We start from the raw sequence: 16,126 nt of genomic DNA on the forward strand, positions 1-16,126 counted from the left end.
GATTATGAAAGGAGACGAAAATTATTCATGGAACAATTTTTAGCTATCCCCGGTTCAAGAGCGGAGTGCGACAGATAGTTAAGGGGAGGGGCTAGCCCCTCCCCGAAAACGGCAAAACCCTGTAAGGTTTGTTTACCAGAACATTCACTCACAGGAGCGTCGTTATCAAAAAGTTTACCCCCAAATCGCCTGAAAAGTATACCCAACTAACCCTTGCAGAAAGGGAGGAGATTTCTTTGGGCCGGAATTCCAATACGCCCGTGTGTGAAATAGCCGCGAAGCTGGAGAGATCCCCCAGCACTATTTACCGGGAATTAAAGAGAGGCAGGCCGTGCAAGAACAACGTCCAATACCGGGCCCACAAGGCCCAGATGCAGAGCGATGAAAGGAAAAAGGCCAGCCATTTCAGGGAAAGGATACCAAACAAGGAAATAAAGGCTTACATTGTTGACAAACTGCGGCAGGGGTGGTCTCCTGAACTCATAGCGGGCAGATTAGCCAAGGACAATCGCAGTTTGAAGACCAATTATGAAACCATTTATCAATGGATTTACGAAGACAGGCCGGATCTATTCTGCTATCTTGTCCGGCACCATAAGAAACGCAGGGATCGAGGCTCCGCAAAGGGCAAAAGGCTGCCAAAAGTGCTTTATAGGACCATGATTAGCGAAAGGCCCCGGTATATCGACAACCGCAAGGAATTTGGCCATTGGGAGGCCGACACGGCCATATCCAGGCAAAGCAAGGCGGCCATAATGGCCACGGTTGAACGGAAAACCCGGTTTTTATTGGTCAGGAAAATAAAGAGCAAATCGGCCCCCTGCATGCATGAAGCCCTGGTCAAATGCCTTGGGGAATATCCGTTGCGAAACCGCATGTCAATCACCTATGACAATGGGACTGAAAACGCTTTTCACCTGGCAACCAATAATTGCCTGAATACAAAATCGTATTTCTGCAATCCCTACCACAGCTGGGAAAAAGGGAGCATTGAAAACAGGATTGGGATTCTCAGGAGATATTTTCCCAAAAAGACGAATTGGATCTTGATCACGCAGGCACAAATTGATAAGGTAGTAAAAGAAATAAATTCTAGGCCTATGAAGCGATTAGGCTTTAGAACACCTTACGAGGCCTTTGTTGCACTTCGCTCTTAAATCCGGGTATATTATAGCAGCGCAAAATGAACAATAAAATAGAGGGCGTAAAGTGCCGCCCCATAAAATACAGAGGCGGCATTATGCAAAACTCTTACAAACAGCTCTTAAGTATCTCCAACCCCTGTTCAATTTCAGCGTCGCTGATAATGTAAGGCGGAAGGAGCCGTAACGTGTTCTTCCCTGCGCTGAGGAGCAGGAGGCCGTGGGCATCTTTTTCGCTGTAGACCCGGGAGATGCCTTTTTCAAGCACAGGCCAGGCTTCTTCGGTGATATCCACACCCAGCATAAGGCCCCGTGCCCGTATTTCCTTTACCTTGGGATCTTTCCAACCCTTGATGGTGGATTCGAACTTGGCGCCTTTCCTGGCTATCTCCTTGAGGAAATCGGGCTTGGTAACTGTATCCAAAACCACAATCCCTGCGGCTGCGGCCAGGGGGTTGCCCCCAAAGGTAGAGCCGTGATCGCTAATCTGGAATACATCCATAGCTTTTTCGCCTGCCAGCACTGCCCCTACGGGAATACCACCGCAAAGGCCCTTTGCCAGGGTTACTACATCGGGTTTTATGCCTAAACCATGCTCGTCATGGTAGGCTTCACAGGCGAGGAAGGTCCCGGTCCTGCCCACACCCGCCTGAACTTCGTCAAACATGAGGAGTATGTCTCGCTCGGCGCACAGTTTTGCTGCCGCTGCCACGTATTCCTTGGACTGGGGCCTGATGCCGCTTTCGCCCTGTATGGCTTCAAGAAGGAAGCCGGCTGTGGTATTGGGATCAAGGGCATTGTCCAGGGCCGCGATGTCGCCTCCGGGTATGTAAGAAAAACCCTCGGTAAAGGGGCCGAAATCCTTGTGGAACACATCCTGGCCTGTGGCGGCAAGGGTAGTAATAGTCCTGCCGTGAAAGCTCCCCCTCAGGGTAACAATCTGGTGCCTGCCGGGGCCGTGCTTCACCAGGGAATATTTCCGCGCGATCTTGCATGCCCCTTCGTTGGCCTCCGCGCCCGAATTCCCCAGGAATACTTTCCGCATCCCTGCGCCTGCGCAGGCTGCGACCAGTTTTTCTGCGAATGCTTCGGATATATCGCTCATATAGTAATTGCAAATGTGGTTGAATTTCGCGGCCTGTTCCGAGATGGCCTTGACCAGGGGAGGGTAATTGTGGCCCAGGCAGTTTACCGCTATGCCTGAACAAAAATCGAGATATTTCTTCCCGTTTACATCGGTAAGCCACGCTCCTTCACCTTTTGCAAAAGTTACCGGCAGCCTGTGATAGGTGTTCATAAAAACGTCTGACATTTTTTCCTTCCTTTTTTTTCTTCTATCGTTCCAACATTGTACCGATGCCTTCATCGGTGAAAAGCTCTATGAGCAATGCATGGGGCAGACGGCCGTCTATAATATGGGCCTTCTTTACGCCACCGTCCAGGGCCAAGGTGCAGCAGTCAACCTTGGGTATCATGCCCTTGCTGACAATTCCGTCCTTTTTTAGACCTTCAAGCTCGGAGCGGCGGGCTTTTTTGATAAGCGAGTCGGGGTCCTGCACATTTCTCAGTATACCCTGCACATCGGTCATGAGGAGCAGTTTTTCCGCCCCTATGGCTGCCGCGATTTTGGCCGCCGCGATATCGGCATTGATATTGAGGGGCTTCCCTTCGTCCTCACCTGTCCCGTAAGCCACCGAGGACACCACAGGAATAGCGCCCGAGTCGAGGACCGCCTGGAGGACTGAAGTGTCCACTTCTTCTATCTCCCCTACGAGGCCCAGATCGTCCTCTCCCCGGATGCGGCGGGCTTTAAGCATAGCGCCGTCAATGCCGCAAAGCCCCATGGCTTTCCTTCCTGCCTGCTCTATGAGCAAGGTGATGTCTTTGTTCACCTTCCCGCAGAGGACCATCTGGACTACTTCCATGGTTTCTTCGTCGGTATAACGGAGACCATTGACGAAACGGCTTTCCTTTCCGGTTTTTTTCAGCATGGCTTCTATTTCGGGGCCGCCTCCGTGAACCAGGATAGTGCGTATGCCCACACATGCCATGAAGATCACATCCTGGATCACCGCCGCTTTCAGTTCTTCGTTGATCATGGCATTGCCGCCGTACTTGACCACCACGGTTTTGCCTTTGAAGCTTTGTATATAGGGCAGAGCCTGGATAAGGGCTGCTGCCCTGTCATTATTGCTAAGCGCCGTCTCTTTAATCATAATCCCTGATTTCCCCTACGACCTGTAATCGCCGTTAATCTTGACATAATCATAGGTGAGATCGCAGCCCCAAGCCGCCGCATCCCCCTTCCCTGTGCCTGCTTTTATCACAATTTCAATTTCTTCTTCCGAAAGCACATTCTTCGCAGTCTCCTCTGAAAAAGGGATGGAGCTGCCTGAAGAACAGACAAGAACTTCCCCTGCCCTGCTTGCAAAACGCACATCCACTGCGGAAGGATCAAATTCAGCACCCGAATAGCCCATGGCACAGAGTACCCTGCCCCAATTGGCATCAGCGCCAAAACAGGCGGCCTTGACCAGGCTTGAACCTGCTACAGCTTTTGAAAGCATTTCTGCGTCATCCTCCGAAGCAGCACCTGTTACTTTTACTGTCACAAGTTTTGTTGCCCCTTCCCCGTCCCTTGCCATGGCCCGGGTAAGCTTGACGCAGAGGCTTTGAAGCAGCCCGGCAAAAAGCGTAAATGCCGGACCCTCGGAATTGATGGCGGCATTCCCCGCCTCCCCTGATGCCATGACCAACACCGTATCGTTTGTGGAAGTGTCCCCATCTACTGTCAGGCGGTTAAAACTGCGTTTAACTGCCATCTTCAGGGCCTTGTCCAGCATTTCCCTCGTGATACTCACATCGGTAGTAATAAAGCAAAGCATAGTCGCCATATTGGGGTGTATCATCCCCGAACCCTTGACCATGCCGCCGATACGCACAGTTTTGCTGTCAATATCGGTTTCAAAAGCCCCGTCTTTCCTGCGGGTATCGGTGGTCATAATGGCCTCAAGGGCAGCTGCATGGCCTGCTTCATCTGCTTTAAGTGAATTACCCAGACTCTCTATGCCGCTCTCAATGGCCGCCACAGGGAGAGGCACGCCTATGACCCCCGTAGAAGCCACCGCGACTTCCTTCGGGTTTATTGCAAAAAGATCCGCTGCCAGCTCCGCCATCTTCTTTGCGGCAGCAATCCCAGCCTCGCCGGTGCAGGCATTGGCATTCCCGGAATTGGCAATGACAGCCCTCAGCACACCGCCGGAAACATGCTCCCTGCTCACCAGCACGCTGGCCGCCTTCACCTTATTGGTAGTAAACATGGCAGAAGCGGTGCAGGGCTTCTCCGAATAGATCAGCGCCAAATCCCGCTTCCTGGAAGAAGCCTTGATCCCGCACCAGATCCCCCCGGCCCTAAACCCTTTCGGCGCGCATACACCGCCCGGTATCTCCTTCATATTCCTTCCTTTTCTTTCCCTAAAACAATGCCGGCACAGCAGCCAGCCCCGAGGTTTCATCAAAGCCCATAAGCACATTCATATTCTGAATCGCCTGGCCTGCGGCGCCCTTCACCATATTGTCTATGGCAGTGCACACAATAAGGGTAGTTCCCGCAGGATCCAAATGTACGGAAATATCGCAGAAGTTCGACTGCCTTACCCTGTTTGTAGCCGCGTTCACTCCCGCCGGCAGAACCCTCACAAAAGGTTCATCCTCATAAAACCCGGCATAGAGGCTGCGTATCTCCGAGGCTTTTGCTTCAATCTCCTTTGAAGGGGGCCTCGGAGCGCCGGCGCTTGCGGGAGCTTGCCAAGCCTGGACCAGGGGTATGTAGATAGTGCTGAGTATGCCCCGGTTCATTGGCGCAAGATGAGGGGTAAAAATAACCAGGGGAGGCTCGGCTTTCCCCAAAGCCGCCATAGCCTTAAAATTCCGGCTGATCTCGGGAGTATGCCGGTGAGAGCCAACCTTGTAAGGGGCTACCGCGTCGGAGCATTCGGGGAAATGAAAAGAACGCTGGGGTTCCCTCCCGCCCCCGGTAACGCCTGACGCGGAATCTACAATAATAGTGCAAGGGGCCTTTGGCCCCAGAGCCTCTGATCCCAGGGCTGCGAGCCCTTTTGCCAGGGCAGGGAAAGCCCCCAGGGAAGCCCCTGTAGGATAACAGCCGGGATTGCCTATGATGACAGGACCCTTCTTTTTTAGGGAAAGGATCTTCTCCCTGTTGAGTTCCGGAAGGCCGTAAACCGAACGCTGCCTGAGTTCAGGGTGGATGTACGGCTTGCCGTACCAGGCCTTGAAAGTATCCTCGTCGTCGTCAAAACGGTAATCTGCGGAAAGATCGATAAAATCTACGCCTTTTTCGACGCAGGCTTTGGCATAAGGCTCGCCTACACCATGGGGCAGGGCCGCAAAAACCGCATCAGAACGGGCTATCACCTCTTCAGGCTTAACCAGGGGGGCTGAAATCTTCCCAAAAAAGTTGGGATAGATGTTTTCTATCATTTCCCCCTCAAAACTGACCGACGCCAGGGCAAGGCCTGAAACTTCAGGATGGGCTGCCAGAAGCCTTACCAGCTCTGCGCCTGCATAACCTGTCGCGCCGATGATTCCCGCTGTCAATGTGCACCTCCATCGTGGTTGGAAAATTCAATTTTGCATAAATATTTATTTTGGTCAATAACAATTCTATATATTGACTAAATCGCTGTTTTTTTGGAATATTTATGCATAAAATAAGGTAAGGTGGGAATTATGGTTCGTACAGCGGAAGCGTCGGAAACAGCGGTGCTTCAGGATTCAGCAGTTGGGGAGCAGCCCGTCCAGGATTCCCCTGGGCAGGAAGATGAAGAATTTCATAGCGGGAAAATTTACTGCGCCAACTGCATACATTGCAAATTAGTTCCCGCCAAATCGGATAAAGAAGAACGCTATGTGCTCAGGATACGCTGCGCTGCGGGCAAATGGAAAAAGAAGCTGGGAGAGGAAAAACTCTACAAGTACTGCACCATAACCCGGCGCTATCTGGATGCCTGCGATGCTTACGACGCCATGGGAGACACCAGGGAATTTATCAGGGAACTCCGGAAGAACCTTTCGGGGAAAGATGAAATCTACGGAAGTTCCGAAACTGATGAATAGGCTTGTTTCTTGGAGCTTTTTATAGTATATCAATGGTATGCGAAAAGAAAAATTTCTGATCCTTTCACTTGTCTCTGCATTGATGATGGCATGCGCCTCAAGCCCTGGTGAAATCCCTATGGATTTGACTGCTGCCGAAATGGTTCAGCGGGCACAGGAAGCTTCGGACAAGAACCGTTACAATGTCTCCCTGGAATACTACGAAACCATACTCGACAGGTTCCAGAGCGACACGGAATATGTTTGCACCGCGGAATATGAAATAGCCTTCATCCATTATAAGCAGAAAAAATACCAGATTGCCAAAACAGAGTTCAATTCGCTCCTGGTCCGTTACGACAGCCCCGACGAAGAGCTCCTCCCTCCCCAGTTCAAGATCCTCTCCCTGAAAATCCTGGGGAATATTACAGAGATAGAAAACAAAAAGAACAAAAACAAGCCTACTGGGGAAGTATAATAGCCGACACTTTCAAGTCTTTTGCGGAAATCGCCTCATCCACCATCTCCCTGGTGATCATCCCCCGGGGCCGGGGATGGGGCGGCGCGTCGCCTACCAGGATCATGACGCGGCTTTCAGCCTCCCAGGGGAATTTGGTTGCTCCTTCGTAGAGAGCCTCATAGACCGCTTCGGGGATATCCCCGCCGCCCCTGACCTGTATGGAGTTGAGGTTGCGCTGAAAAACTGCGAAATCGTCCGTGAAGGGCAGTACTTTGTTGATATATTCTTCAAAATAATCCTTGTAAAGCACCATGCCTATCCTGAAACTGGCAAAATCCGCAATAATCCCGCGGAACATGGGGATAATCCTGGTCCTGACTGCGGCGATATCGTCCTTCATGCTGGCGGTGGTATCCAGGCAAAGCACCAGGTCGAGGGTTTTGCCTTTCTCTTCTTCCAGGATGGTTTTGATGCGATCCACCAAATCGGCGGGGCCCGAGGAATAGACCAGGTACCCCCCGCCCTGGGCTATCTCATTGAAAGCCTCTTCGGTTTCCTTCATGTAATTCCCTTCCGGCGTCTCGGGGGGCTTCTGCGCCACATTGAGTATGAAGGGATTATCCTTGAAGCTCCCCCTGTAATCGCCATAAGGGAGATAAAAAGCCCGTATGTTCAAATACGTTCCGTTGGCTACATAAAATTCCCCATGGCGGGTGTTTTCGTAGCCGTAAAAAACAAGCCAGGGTATAAAGACATGGAAGGCTTCCCCCAATACAGGGTGCGGCTCGGGGGTGGAATCTATGAGGGAATGGATATTGTCCTCTTTGGGAATGGGGGCACCGTTAATGAGGCGCAGCTCATCCCCGTTCACCGCATTCCATTCGGCTGCCCTGTAGGCATAATTGTCCGAGCGGAGGGAAGGATCGCGGGTGGACTCTGTGAGAAGCACCGAAGAAATGCCGGGCTTTTTGCGTATAAAAAGATGGAAGCCCGAAGCGGTCTTTTGCTCTATTATAAGGTCCCCGCTCTGGAGGGATAGATCCTGGCTAAAGGCAGGAAGCGAGAGGAAGCAGAGCAAAAGGATGAGGCTTATCCGCTTCATACTATAATTATCGGAAGGAATGCTGTATTATCAAAAAGGAATAATTATGAGATCACCTAAAGAACTGTCCTTGGACACAAAACTTATTGAAACCCTTGAAACCTTCAATCCCGGGGGAAAGGCCGTAAAAGGGGCCAAGCTCCTCCTGGAAGATGAAGAAATTCAGGCTACCCAGGAATATGCAAACAATGTATCGATTGTACGCCTGGGTTATAATGACCACGGGCCTGTGCACATGCGTACTGTCACCCTTAACGCCGTTATCATGATGGGCCTTCTGCGCCAGGCAGGGATTAAGACCAGCCTCGAAAATGAAGACTGCGGCGATTTTGAAGATAGCCTTACAGCGGTTATCTTTGCGGCTATGCTCCACGATCTGGGCATGAGCGTGGGCCGGCAGGATCATGAACTCCACAGCATGTACCTTGCCTGCCCCATCATGTCGAGGCTGCTGCCCCAGGTTTACGCAGGGAATATACAGAAACAAGCCATAATCCGCTCCCTTGCCCTGGAAGGAATTTCAGGCCACATGGGCACTCGCACCATACATTCCCTCGAAGCCGGCGTCCTGCAGGTAGCAGATGGCGTTGACATGAAGAAGGGCAGGGCAAGGATCTCCATAGCCCTGAGCCAAAGCCCCAGAGTCGGGAACATTCACCAATATTCGGCCAATTCCATCGAAGAAGTCCGCATAGACAGGGGCGATGAAAAACCCATACGCATAGAAGTTGTCATGTCCAGTGAAGTGGGACTTTTCCAGGTAGAAGAAGTGCTTCTCGCAAAAATCGCAGCCAGTACCGCCAAACCTCACATCGAATTGTACGCACAGGTGCAGGACGAAGCGCCAAAACGTTATCTGTAAGCCAGGGGCAAATAATTGCTGACCGAATACACGCTTTTTATTATCTCAATGATCATTGCTGCTATCCTCATGTATACCGTGGGCTTGCTTTGGTTTACCGACAGGGTGAACCGGCAAGTGAGGGGCCTCTTTGTGTCAGGCATAGCGCTTTGGTTCTGGACTGTCTTTTCGGCATTTGCCATGCTGGTCAAAGATACCCCCTATTACCCTTTCATTTATACGATCAGGATAATTTTCCTGTCGATTTCGCCCTGGTGCTTCCTCTGGTTTATCCTGGAGCTTTCAGGTTCCACAGTTCTCAATTTCTTGCCGGTACGCATCATTTGCATCCTGATTCCTTTTGCGGATTCCATACTCCTTGCAACCAACCTGATACACCACAGGATTTACGCAGTATATCAATACCCTATTCCCATCTATGGCCCTGATTACATAATCCATGGCGTTATGGCCTATTCTGCCATGCTCTTCTGCGTCATTTTCATGTTTATCTATGTAATTAAAAACATGAAAGAAAAGCCCATTGTACTTGCCCAGGGACTCGGTTTTCTGCTCCTCACGGGGGTTAATATTATTTATACTGCAAAGATAATTAATTTTGCCCATGACATCGGCCCTTACACATTCTTTTTCATGTATATTCTTTTCGCATTCTCAACCCATCGTTCACGGCTGTTTAATTTCCGCACCCATTTGCTTAACAGTCTTTTTGAGACAAACCAGAATGTCATGCTCATGGTGGACAGGGAAGGGTTTATCAGTGATATAAACAGCGCTTTTGCCGGCGTCTTCCCCGATTTTGAATTAAAGCCGAAACTCACGCAGGTTCATGAATTGCTGGATTATTTTAGCTCCCGGGCTATCTGGCAGCTTCCCAATACCCTTTTTGATGATATTGCGCGGAAGAATTTCAAGGGCGGCGAATTCGCCATGGATTACGGTGAAGGGAAGCAAAGATCCTTCAGCGTATCCCGGCAATTTGCCTACTCGGAAAGGCCATCTTACGGCTATTCCATAGTAATCGCGGATATCTCAAGCTATCACTCCATGATCAACGAGATAAATGAACAGAACCAGACCCTTACCAGCTTAAAGGAGCTTGCGGAAACCGCTTCGCATGCAAAGAGCACATTCCTTGCAAACATGAGCCATGAGATCCGCACCCCCCTCAACGCCATCATAGGCCTGGGCGAAATGGAGCTGCAGAATGAACTTCCCGCAGGAACCAGAGAGAATCTGCGGAAAATGCTCGGTTCGGGGAAAGTGCTCCTCAATATCATCAACGACATACTGGACATTTCCAAAATAGAGTCGGGACGTTTTGAGCTGGTTCCCGGGGAATACAATATCCCCAGCCTTATCAACGACACGGTGAGCATGAATATCATCCGCATTGGATCGAAGCCTATTACGTTTAAGCTTGATCCGGACGGGAATTTGCCCATGAGGCTTTGGGGCGATGAACTAAGGGTAAGGCAGATACTCAATAATCTTCTTTCCAATGCCTTTAAATACACCCGCGAAGGCCAGGTAGAATTCAAAATAGGCGGGATACAGGAAGGGGACGATTACTGGCTCGAAGCATCGGTAAGCGACTCCGGCATAGGAATAAAAGAAGAGGACATAGGCAAACTTTTTACCGAATACAGCCAGCTTGATACCAGGACCAACCGCTACATTGAAGGCACAGGCCTGGGCCTTGTTATTTGCAAGAACCTCGCAGAAATGATGAATGGCACTATTACTGTTAAAAGCACCTATGGTACGGGGAGCGTTTTCTCTGTCAGGATTAAGCAAAAGATCGTTGACGCCATCCCCCTGGGGAAGGAAGGCGCGGAGAATCTGCGTTATCTCCGCTTCCTTGAACAGGGGCAGGACAGGCGCAAGCGAAACCTCCCCAGGATTCGCATGCCTTACGCAAGGGTGCTGGTCGTGGACGATGTGGATACCAACCTCGATGTAGCCCGTGGCATGATGGCCCCCTATGATCTTACGATTGACTGCGTAGCCTCAGGCCCTGAAGCTATCAACCTGATACAAGAAGAAAAAAACATATACAACGCACTATTCATGGATCACATGATGCCCGGCATGGATGGCATAGAAGCAGTAAAGATCATACGGGAGATAAAATCCGAATATGCCAAAAACATACCGATTATAGCCCTCACCGCAAATGCCCTGGTGGGAAACGAAGACCTGTTTTTGCGAAACGGATTTCAGGCTTTCCTGCCAAAACCCATAGACATCATCAAGCTGGATTCGATCCTAAACCAGTGGGTACGGGACAAGTCAAAAGAAAAGGAGCAAGAGCCCATCCAAGAAAAGCAGGAGAAACCCATGCCGGAAAGGGGCTTGTTCAAAACTCCCCTTGAAGGCATGGACTTCTATCTCGGCCTCAAACGCTTTGCCGACAATGAGACTACTTATGCCCAGGTGATCAAATCCTATGTGGATCATACCCCGCCGCTGCTGGAAAAACTGAAGAACCATACCGACCTTGCGGAATACGCTGTCACAGCCCATGGCATCAAGGGCTCAAGCTACGGTATCTGCGCCGAGGCCATAGGCAAAAAAGCCGAAGAGCTTGAAGCGGCAGCCAAATCCAGTGACGCAGAAAAAGTCTCCGCCGAAACCGCAGGCTTTATCGCCTCGGCAGAAAAACTCATAGCCGGGCTCAAAGCCCTCCTCCCCGACACCCCTGCCCCCGAAGGCAAAGGCCGCCTCCCCTCCCCTGACAAAGCCCTGCTCCAAAAACTCCTCGATGCGGACAAAAACTTTGACCATACAGGAATGGAGAAGATCCTCGCGGAACTTGATAATTACGAATACGAGTCCAACTCAGACCTCATCCCCTGGCTCAAACAGCAGATTGAGGAATTGGAATATGACGCAATACAGGACAAATTGACCGCGTTGCTGGGATAATTTTATTTTGCCATAACCCGGCAATACCGTTTTTTGCCTGCCCTAAGTATCAGCTCGCCGTCCCCGTCAAGGTACAAAGCTGTAATGGAAGCGCCCACATCGGCAATAGCCTCAAGGTCAGAGCCGGCTTTGGATACGAAGGCGCCCCCCTGCTGGACAAGACGGCGGGCTTCGCTCTTGGTGGGGGCAAGGCCAGCATCGGTGAAGATGTCCACTATGTTATAGCCAGCTTCGAATTTGGACCTGGGGAACTCGGCTTTTGGCATGGCGGATTTGTCGCCGCCGGAACCTCCGAAGCTGGCACGGGCGCCGGCAAGGGCTTTGTCGGCTTCGTCTTTGCCGTGGATCAGGGCGGTCACTTCCCAGGCAAGGCGTTCCTTGGCTTCGTTGGGGTTCTTGCCCTGGGCGCAGAGCGATTCGCATTCCCCGACAGGGAGGAATGTGAACATGAGGAGGAAACGGCGTATGTCTGCGTCCTGGATATTCCGCCAGTATTGGAAAAATTCGTAGGGGGAAGTGATTTTGGGGTTAAGGAAAATAGCGCCCTTTTCGGTCTTGCCCATCTTCTTACCGTCGGAAGTGGTAACCAGGGGGAAGGTCATGCCGTACACCTCTGCCCCTTCGATACGGCGTATGAGGTCGGCGCCAGCGACAATGTTGCCCCACTGGTCATCCCCGCCGATCTGGAGACGGCAGCCGTAGCGTTTGTGAAGCTGGAGGAAGTCATAGCTCTGGAGAAGCTGGTAATTGAATTCGATAAATGAAAGGCCCGTCTCCATACGAAGCTTGTAGGCTTCGAAACTGAGCATGCGGTTTACCGAGAAATGGCTCCCGATTTCCCGTAAAAAGTCGATATAGTTGAGGGTCGCGAGCCAGTCCTTGTTGTTGGCAAACTGCACCTTCTTTTCGTCAGCACCCAGAAAGCGCTCAAGCTGAGCCCTGATTAAAGCAGCATTGGCATCAAGGGTTTCGTAGCTCAAAATTTTCCGCATCTCGGTCTTCCCCGAAGGGTCGCCGATGCGGGCAGTCCCCCCGCCGATGAGGGCGATGAATTTATGCCCCGCTGCCAAAAGATGGCGGCAGGCAAAGAAGGGAACCATGTGCCCAATGTGCAAGCTTGGACCAGTAGGATCAGTGCCTTCATAAAAAGTCACCGGCCCTTCATCCATTAAACGCGAAAGCCCCTCCACATCGCTGCACTGCTGAAAAAAGCCGCGAACCTTTAAATTCTCCAGAGCCGGATTCATAAAACACTTCCTTGAACAAAATGTGCCAAGAATATACCATAAATCTTAAAGGGAGTTAACCATGCAATTCAACGGAATACACCACATCGGCCTTCTCGTAAAGGACAGCCAGAAAAGCCTCGATTTTTACACCAAAGGTCTGGGGGGAACCCAGATCTTCTCCTTCCCCATGGGCGACAGCGGCAAGACCATCTACCTTGTAGACTTGGGCGGCAATGCCACAGTAGAACTCATCCCCCGGGGCACAGGCGAAGAGGAGAAAGAAGCCCATTGGGCGCACGTAGCAGTCAACACTGCCGACGCCAAAGCCGCCTACGAAAAGGCCCTCAAAGCAGGAGCCATCTCGCAAAGCGAGCCCAAGGAAGGCAAGCTCGGCACAATGACGGTGATCAACCCCTTTGTGCGGGGGCCGGATAACGAGGTGATTGAGTTTTTTCAGATAGTGAAGTGAATCGCGATTTGCATTTAGAAGTACCTCGATGATTGATGCCGCCCATGCCGGGCGCACAAAAAAAGAGCCGGAACATGTCCGGCCCTTTTTTTGTCTTTACAATTACAATTAACAGAAAAACAGGCTTACGCCCCGGCCTTCTCCAATTCCGCCTGGGCCACTGCCAATAAGGCGATGGGCACCGAGTAGGGGGAGCAGGAAACATAGTTGAGGCCGGCTTCCATGCAGAACCTTACGTTGGCGGGGTTGGCGCCGTGTTCGCCGCAGAGACCGCATACGAGGTCGGGCCTTGTAAGGCGGCCGCGCTCGGTAGCCAGGGCAATCAGTTCCTTCACCCGGGAATCCAGGGTGCTGAAGGGATTGCCCACGATGAGGTCGAAGAGAGTATAGTCGGGCATGAAGGCGGTGAAGTCGTCGCGGGAGATACCCAGAGTAGTCTGGGTAAGGTCGTTGGTGCCAAAGCTGAAGAAACGGCCGTACTTGGCGATTTCCCCGGCCCCGAGGGCCGCGGCAGGCAGCTCAATCATGGTGCCTATGGAATACTCTACAGGCTTTGCTTTCTTGGACTTGCGAAGTTCTTCTTCGATATCCACGATGCCCACATAATTGTTGCCTTCGATCTTCTTGCCATAGGCAATCAACTTGAGTTCCGACGCATTCATCACGATGGGAACCATGATTTCAGGCTGGGCGTCCACGCCTTCGGAGCGGAGCTTGTAGGCTGCTTCGAAGATGGCCCTAATCTGCATAGCGTAGATCTCAGGGTAAGAAACAGCAATGCGGCAGCCCCGGTGGCCCAGCATGGGGTTAAACTCGTGAAGAGCTTCCACACTGGCGGCGATTTCCGCTTTGGAAATCTTCACCTTCTTGGACTTTTGCATGTGGGCAATGAGGCCCGCTGTTTCATCATCGTTGTGGGGCATAAATTCATGGAGAGGCGAATCGAGGAGCCTTATGGTAACCTCTTTCCCTGCCATGGCCTTCATGATGCCATAAAAATCTTCCCGCTGCATAACCTGAAGCTTGTCCAGGGCTTTCTGCCTCTCCTTGGGATTGGTAGAAAGGAGCATCTCGCGGAACACGTTGATGCGCTCGGCCTTGAAGAACATGTGCTCGGTGCGGCAAAGGCCCACGCCGTCTGCGCCGAAGCTCAGAGCCAGGGCAGCGTCGCGGGGAGTGTCCGCATTGCAGCGCACATTGAATTTCTTAATGAAGGTCTTGGATATGGCAATAAAGTCCAGAAGGCCCGACTCTTCGGGATCAGGCTCGATAAGGGTTGCGGTTCCCGAGTAGACCATGGACTCACCGTAGAAAGGCACCTGAAGGGTGATATAATCGCCCTCGGAGAATGCAAAGCTTCCCAGGCTGGCTTTCTTTCCCTTGATTTTGAGATCAGGAGCCACCAGGGATACTTTTCCATATTGCCGGGCAACTACCGAGGCGTGGGCTGAATAGCCCCCTTCCGCGGTGAGCACTCCGGTACTTACTTCGATGGCTTTGACATCTTCGGCAAAGGAAGATTCGGCTACCAGAATGCAACGGCTATCCTCGCCCTTTTGGATAGCCAGTTTCTTGGCTTCCAGGAGGGAATCGGTGGTAAAATATACCCGGCCTATGGCAGCTCCCGGGGCGCCTGCTATGCCGCCCTTCCACGATTTGAAGCCTTTGACGCTGTCAGGATCAATAATGGGGTGGAGAATTTCATTGAGCCTGAGAGGCTCGATGGATTTGACCACATAGGCGTTGTTCACCACCTTGCGTTTGGCAAGATCCAGAAGGAGCCTGATGTCGGACTGGGTGGATTTCTGGGCCACTTGGCGCTGTTCAATCAGCCAGAGCTTGTCTTTCTCTATGGTAAAGCGGACCTGGCGGATTTCCTTGAACTTGTCTTCAAGTATCCGGGCAATTTTCTGGAGTTCCTTGAGGTGCTTGTCGCCGACCTTGGAAATATCCTGGCCCGAAGCCCCAATCTCGTTGAACTTGCCCCGGAAAAATTTGCCCTGAAGCTTATTGTCCCCGGTAACCACATTGCGGCTGAAAAAGTCGCCGGAGCAGGAATCCTTGCCATAGTTCCCATAGACCATGGGGGCGATCATGAGGGCGGTATCGTTGTCGTTCTGATCGTCCATTTGGAACATGCGGGAAATTTCGCTCAGCGTAAGGAGAAGCTGTTCTTCGGCGCTGTCGAAGAAACCCTTGGGGAAGTACTTGGCGTAGTCTTCCATATAATCTTCTGCGGATTTGGGAACAACTTTAACGACCTTGGCTTTTTTCTCGCTCGCAAGCTCATTTGACGGGCCGTGGATGCCAAGGGCATCGTCCAGGCTGCGCAGAACTCCGGTGATTTCTTCAAGGGCTTTGGTATTGTCTTCAAGCTCCTTGATGCGCTCTTCAATCTTGAGCATTCCCCGGACAAGGAAAAGCACTTCGTGGGCTGCAAAATCCTTGCCTACCCAGTTGGCAAAACCCTTGATGGTGGTTTTTGCAAGGCCGAAGTTGTGGAGGGTCGGATAGTTTGTTACAACCAGGTTTGAGGATATAACCACTTTGACCAGCATGGGGTTTTCTGCGTCCCCATACTTCTTTCCCACTATGCCCGCGCATTTGTCCAGCAGGGATTTTATATCTTTTTTGACCTCGGCAACTTTTAACCCCGAAGCAATATCCGTATCAAGAATAAAGCCGGGCAGAATGGGAAAGCCCAATTCCGCAAATTCGTTGGCCTGGCGCCCGCGAATCCCCAATTTCTCGCTTTCGATCTTCTTGGGGATGACATCTATTTGGCTAAAAAAATGTATTCTGTTATCCATGTGTTT

The 16,126-nt window shown here is 51.4% G+C and carries 13 protein-coding genes; 6 read left to right on the forward strand and 7 right to left on the reverse strand.

The window, feature by feature from the left end; genetic code table 11:
* The first annotated feature begins 128 nt into the window (after positions 1-128).
* Positions 129-1,157, forward strand: a complete 1,029-nt coding sequence (locus tag TREAZ_RS12395; protein WP_015712218.1) for an IS30 family transposase — start codon at positions 129-131, stop codon at positions 1,155-1,157.
* A 94-nt stretch (positions 1,158-1,251) separates the two neighbouring features.
* On the opposite strand, the gene TREAZ_RS12400 is transcribed toward TREAZ_RS12395, so the two are convergent.
* The 4 genes from TREAZ_RS12400 to argC are packed head-to-tail and all read right to left on the reverse strand — an operon-like array spanning position 1,252 to position 5,762.
* Positions 1,252-2,454: an aspartate aminotransferase family protein gene (locus TREAZ_RS12400; RefSeq protein ID WP_015712219.1), complete on the reverse strand. Its 1,203-nt coding sequence runs from the start codon at positions 2,452-2,454 to the stop codon at positions 1,252-1,254.
* 22 nt (positions 2,455-2,476) lie between these two features.
* Positions 2,477-3,358 carry an acetylglutamate kinase gene (gene argB / locus TREAZ_RS12405; RefSeq protein ID WP_015712220.1) on the reverse strand — a complete coding sequence of 294 codons (882 nt, stop codon included), beginning with the start codon at positions 3,356-3,358 and terminating at the stop codon, positions 2,477-2,479.
* A 15-nt stretch (positions 3,359-3,373) separates the two neighbouring features.
* Positions 3,374-4,597: a bifunctional ornithine acetyltransferase/N-acetylglutamate synthase gene (argJ, locus tag TREAZ_RS12410; protein WP_015712221.1), complete on the reverse strand. Its 1,224-nt coding sequence runs from the start codon at positions 4,595-4,597 to the stop codon at positions 3,374-3,376.
* Positions 4,598-4,616: 19 nt separating this feature from the next.
* Positions 4,617-5,762 (reverse strand): N-acetyl-gamma-glutamyl-phosphate reductase, encoded by a 1,146-nt coding sequence (argC, locus tag TREAZ_RS12415; RefSeq protein ID WP_015712222.1) that lies wholly within the window; start codon positions 5,760-5,762, stop codon positions 4,617-4,619.
* Positions 5,763-5,894: 132 nt separating this feature from the next.
* Between argC and TREAZ_RS12420 the strand changes: the two genes are divergently transcribed.
* Together TREAZ_RS12420 and TREAZ_RS12425 are read left to right on the forward strand one after the other, a co-directional pair.
* On the forward strand, positions 5,895-6,281 hold the full coding sequence (locus tag TREAZ_RS12420) for a hypothetical protein (RefSeq protein WP_015712223.1): 387 nt from the start codon (positions 5,895-5,897) through the stop codon (positions 6,279-6,281).
* 37 nt (positions 6,282-6,318) lie between these two features.
* Positions 6,319-6,738 (forward strand): outer membrane protein assembly factor BamD, encoded by a 420-nt coding sequence (locus tag TREAZ_RS12425; protein ID WP_043923084.1) that lies wholly within the window; start codon positions 6,319-6,321, stop codon positions 6,736-6,738.
* On the opposite strand, the gene TREAZ_RS12430 is transcribed toward TREAZ_RS12425, so the two are convergent.
* Positions 6,722-7,822 (reverse strand): vWA domain-containing protein, encoded by a 1,101-nt coding sequence (locus TREAZ_RS12430; protein WP_015712225.1) that lies wholly within the window; start codon positions 7,820-7,822, stop codon positions 6,722-6,724. The genes TREAZ_RS12425 and TREAZ_RS12430 overlap by 17 nt on opposite strands.
* Before the next feature lie 46 nt (positions 7,823-7,868).
* On the opposite strand from TREAZ_RS12430, the gene TREAZ_RS12435 reads away from it, so the two are divergent.
* Positions 7,869-8,684, forward strand: coding sequence for a phosphohydrolase (locus TREAZ_RS12435; RefSeq protein ID WP_043923505.1), 816 nt, complete (start codon positions 7,869-7,871; stop codon positions 8,682-8,684).
* A 15-nt stretch (positions 8,685-8,699) separates the two neighbouring features.
* A complete protein-coding gene (locus TREAZ_RS12440; RefSeq protein WP_015712227.1) occupies positions 8,700-11,612 on the forward strand; it encodes a hybrid sensor histidine kinase/response regulator in 2,913 nt (970 codons plus the stop codon).
* A 2-nt stretch (positions 11,613-11,614) separates the two neighbouring features.
* Here the strand turns inward: TREAZ_RS12440 and tyrS are convergent, their stop codons facing one another.
* Complete coding sequence (tyrS, locus tag TREAZ_RS12445) at positions 11,615-12,859, reverse strand: tyrosine--tRNA ligase (RefSeq protein ID WP_015712228.1); 1,245 nt, start codon at positions 12,857-12,859, stop codon at positions 11,615-11,617.
* A 61-nt stretch (positions 12,860-12,920) separates the two neighbouring features.
* Between tyrS and TREAZ_RS12450 the strand changes: the two genes are divergently transcribed.
* On the forward strand, positions 12,921-13,310 hold the full coding sequence (locus TREAZ_RS12450) for a VOC family protein (RefSeq protein ID WP_015712229.1): 390 nt from the start codon (positions 12,921-12,923) through the stop codon (positions 13,308-13,310).
* Positions 13,311-13,435: 125 nt separating this feature from the next.
* Here the strand turns inward: TREAZ_RS12450 and TREAZ_RS12455 are convergent, their stop codons facing one another.
* Entirely contained in the window at positions 13,436-16,120 is a 2,685-nt protein-coding gene (locus tag TREAZ_RS12455; RefSeq protein ID WP_043923085.1) for a putative PEP-binding protein, read from the reverse strand.
* Positions 16,121-16,126: the final 6 nt, after the last annotated feature.

Source organism: Leadbettera azotonutricia ZAS-9, from assembly GCF_000214355.1.
GTDB classification, from domain to species: domain Bacteria; phylum Spirochaetota; class Spirochaetia; order Treponematales; family Breznakiellaceae; genus Leadbettera; species Leadbettera azotonutricia.

Coding starts and splice junctions, on each gene's coding strand:
- argB (WP_015712220.1), bottom strand. CDS start 3,358: ATGATTAAAGAGACGGCGCTTAGCAATAATGACAGGGCAGCAGCCCTT.
- TREAZ_RS12455 (WP_043923085.1), bottom strand. CDS start 16,120: ATGGATAACAGAATACATTTTTTTAGCCAAATAGATGTCATCCCCAAG.
- TREAZ_RS12400 (WP_015712219.1), bottom strand. CDS start 2,454: ATGTCAGACGTTTTTATGAACACCTATCACAGGCTGCCGGTAACTTTT.
- TREAZ_RS12450 (WP_015712229.1), top strand. CDS start 12,921: ATGCAATTCAACGGAATACACCACATCGGCCTTCTCGTAAAGGACAGC.
- TREAZ_RS12425 (WP_043923084.1), top strand. CDS start 6,319: ATGCGAAAAGAAAAATTTCTGATCCTTTCACTTGTCTCTGCATTGATG.
- argJ (WP_015712221.1), bottom strand. CDS start 4,597: ATGAAGGAGATACCGGGCGGTGTATGCGCGCCGAAAGGGTTTAGGGCC.
- TREAZ_RS12435 (WP_043923505.1), top strand. CDS start 7,869: ATGAGATCACCTAAAGAACTGTCCTTGGACACAAAACTTATTGAAACC.
- TREAZ_RS12420 (WP_015712223.1), top strand. CDS start 5,895: ATGGTTCGTACAGCGGAAGCGTCGGAAACAGCGGTGCTTCAGGATTCA.
- tyrS (WP_015712228.1), bottom strand. CDS start 12,859: ATGAATCCGGCTCTGGAGAATTTAAAGGTTCGCGGCTTTTTTCAGCAG.
- TREAZ_RS12430 (WP_015712225.1), bottom strand. CDS start 7,822: ATGAAGCGGATAAGCCTCATCCTTTTGCTCTGCTTCCTCTCGCTTCCT.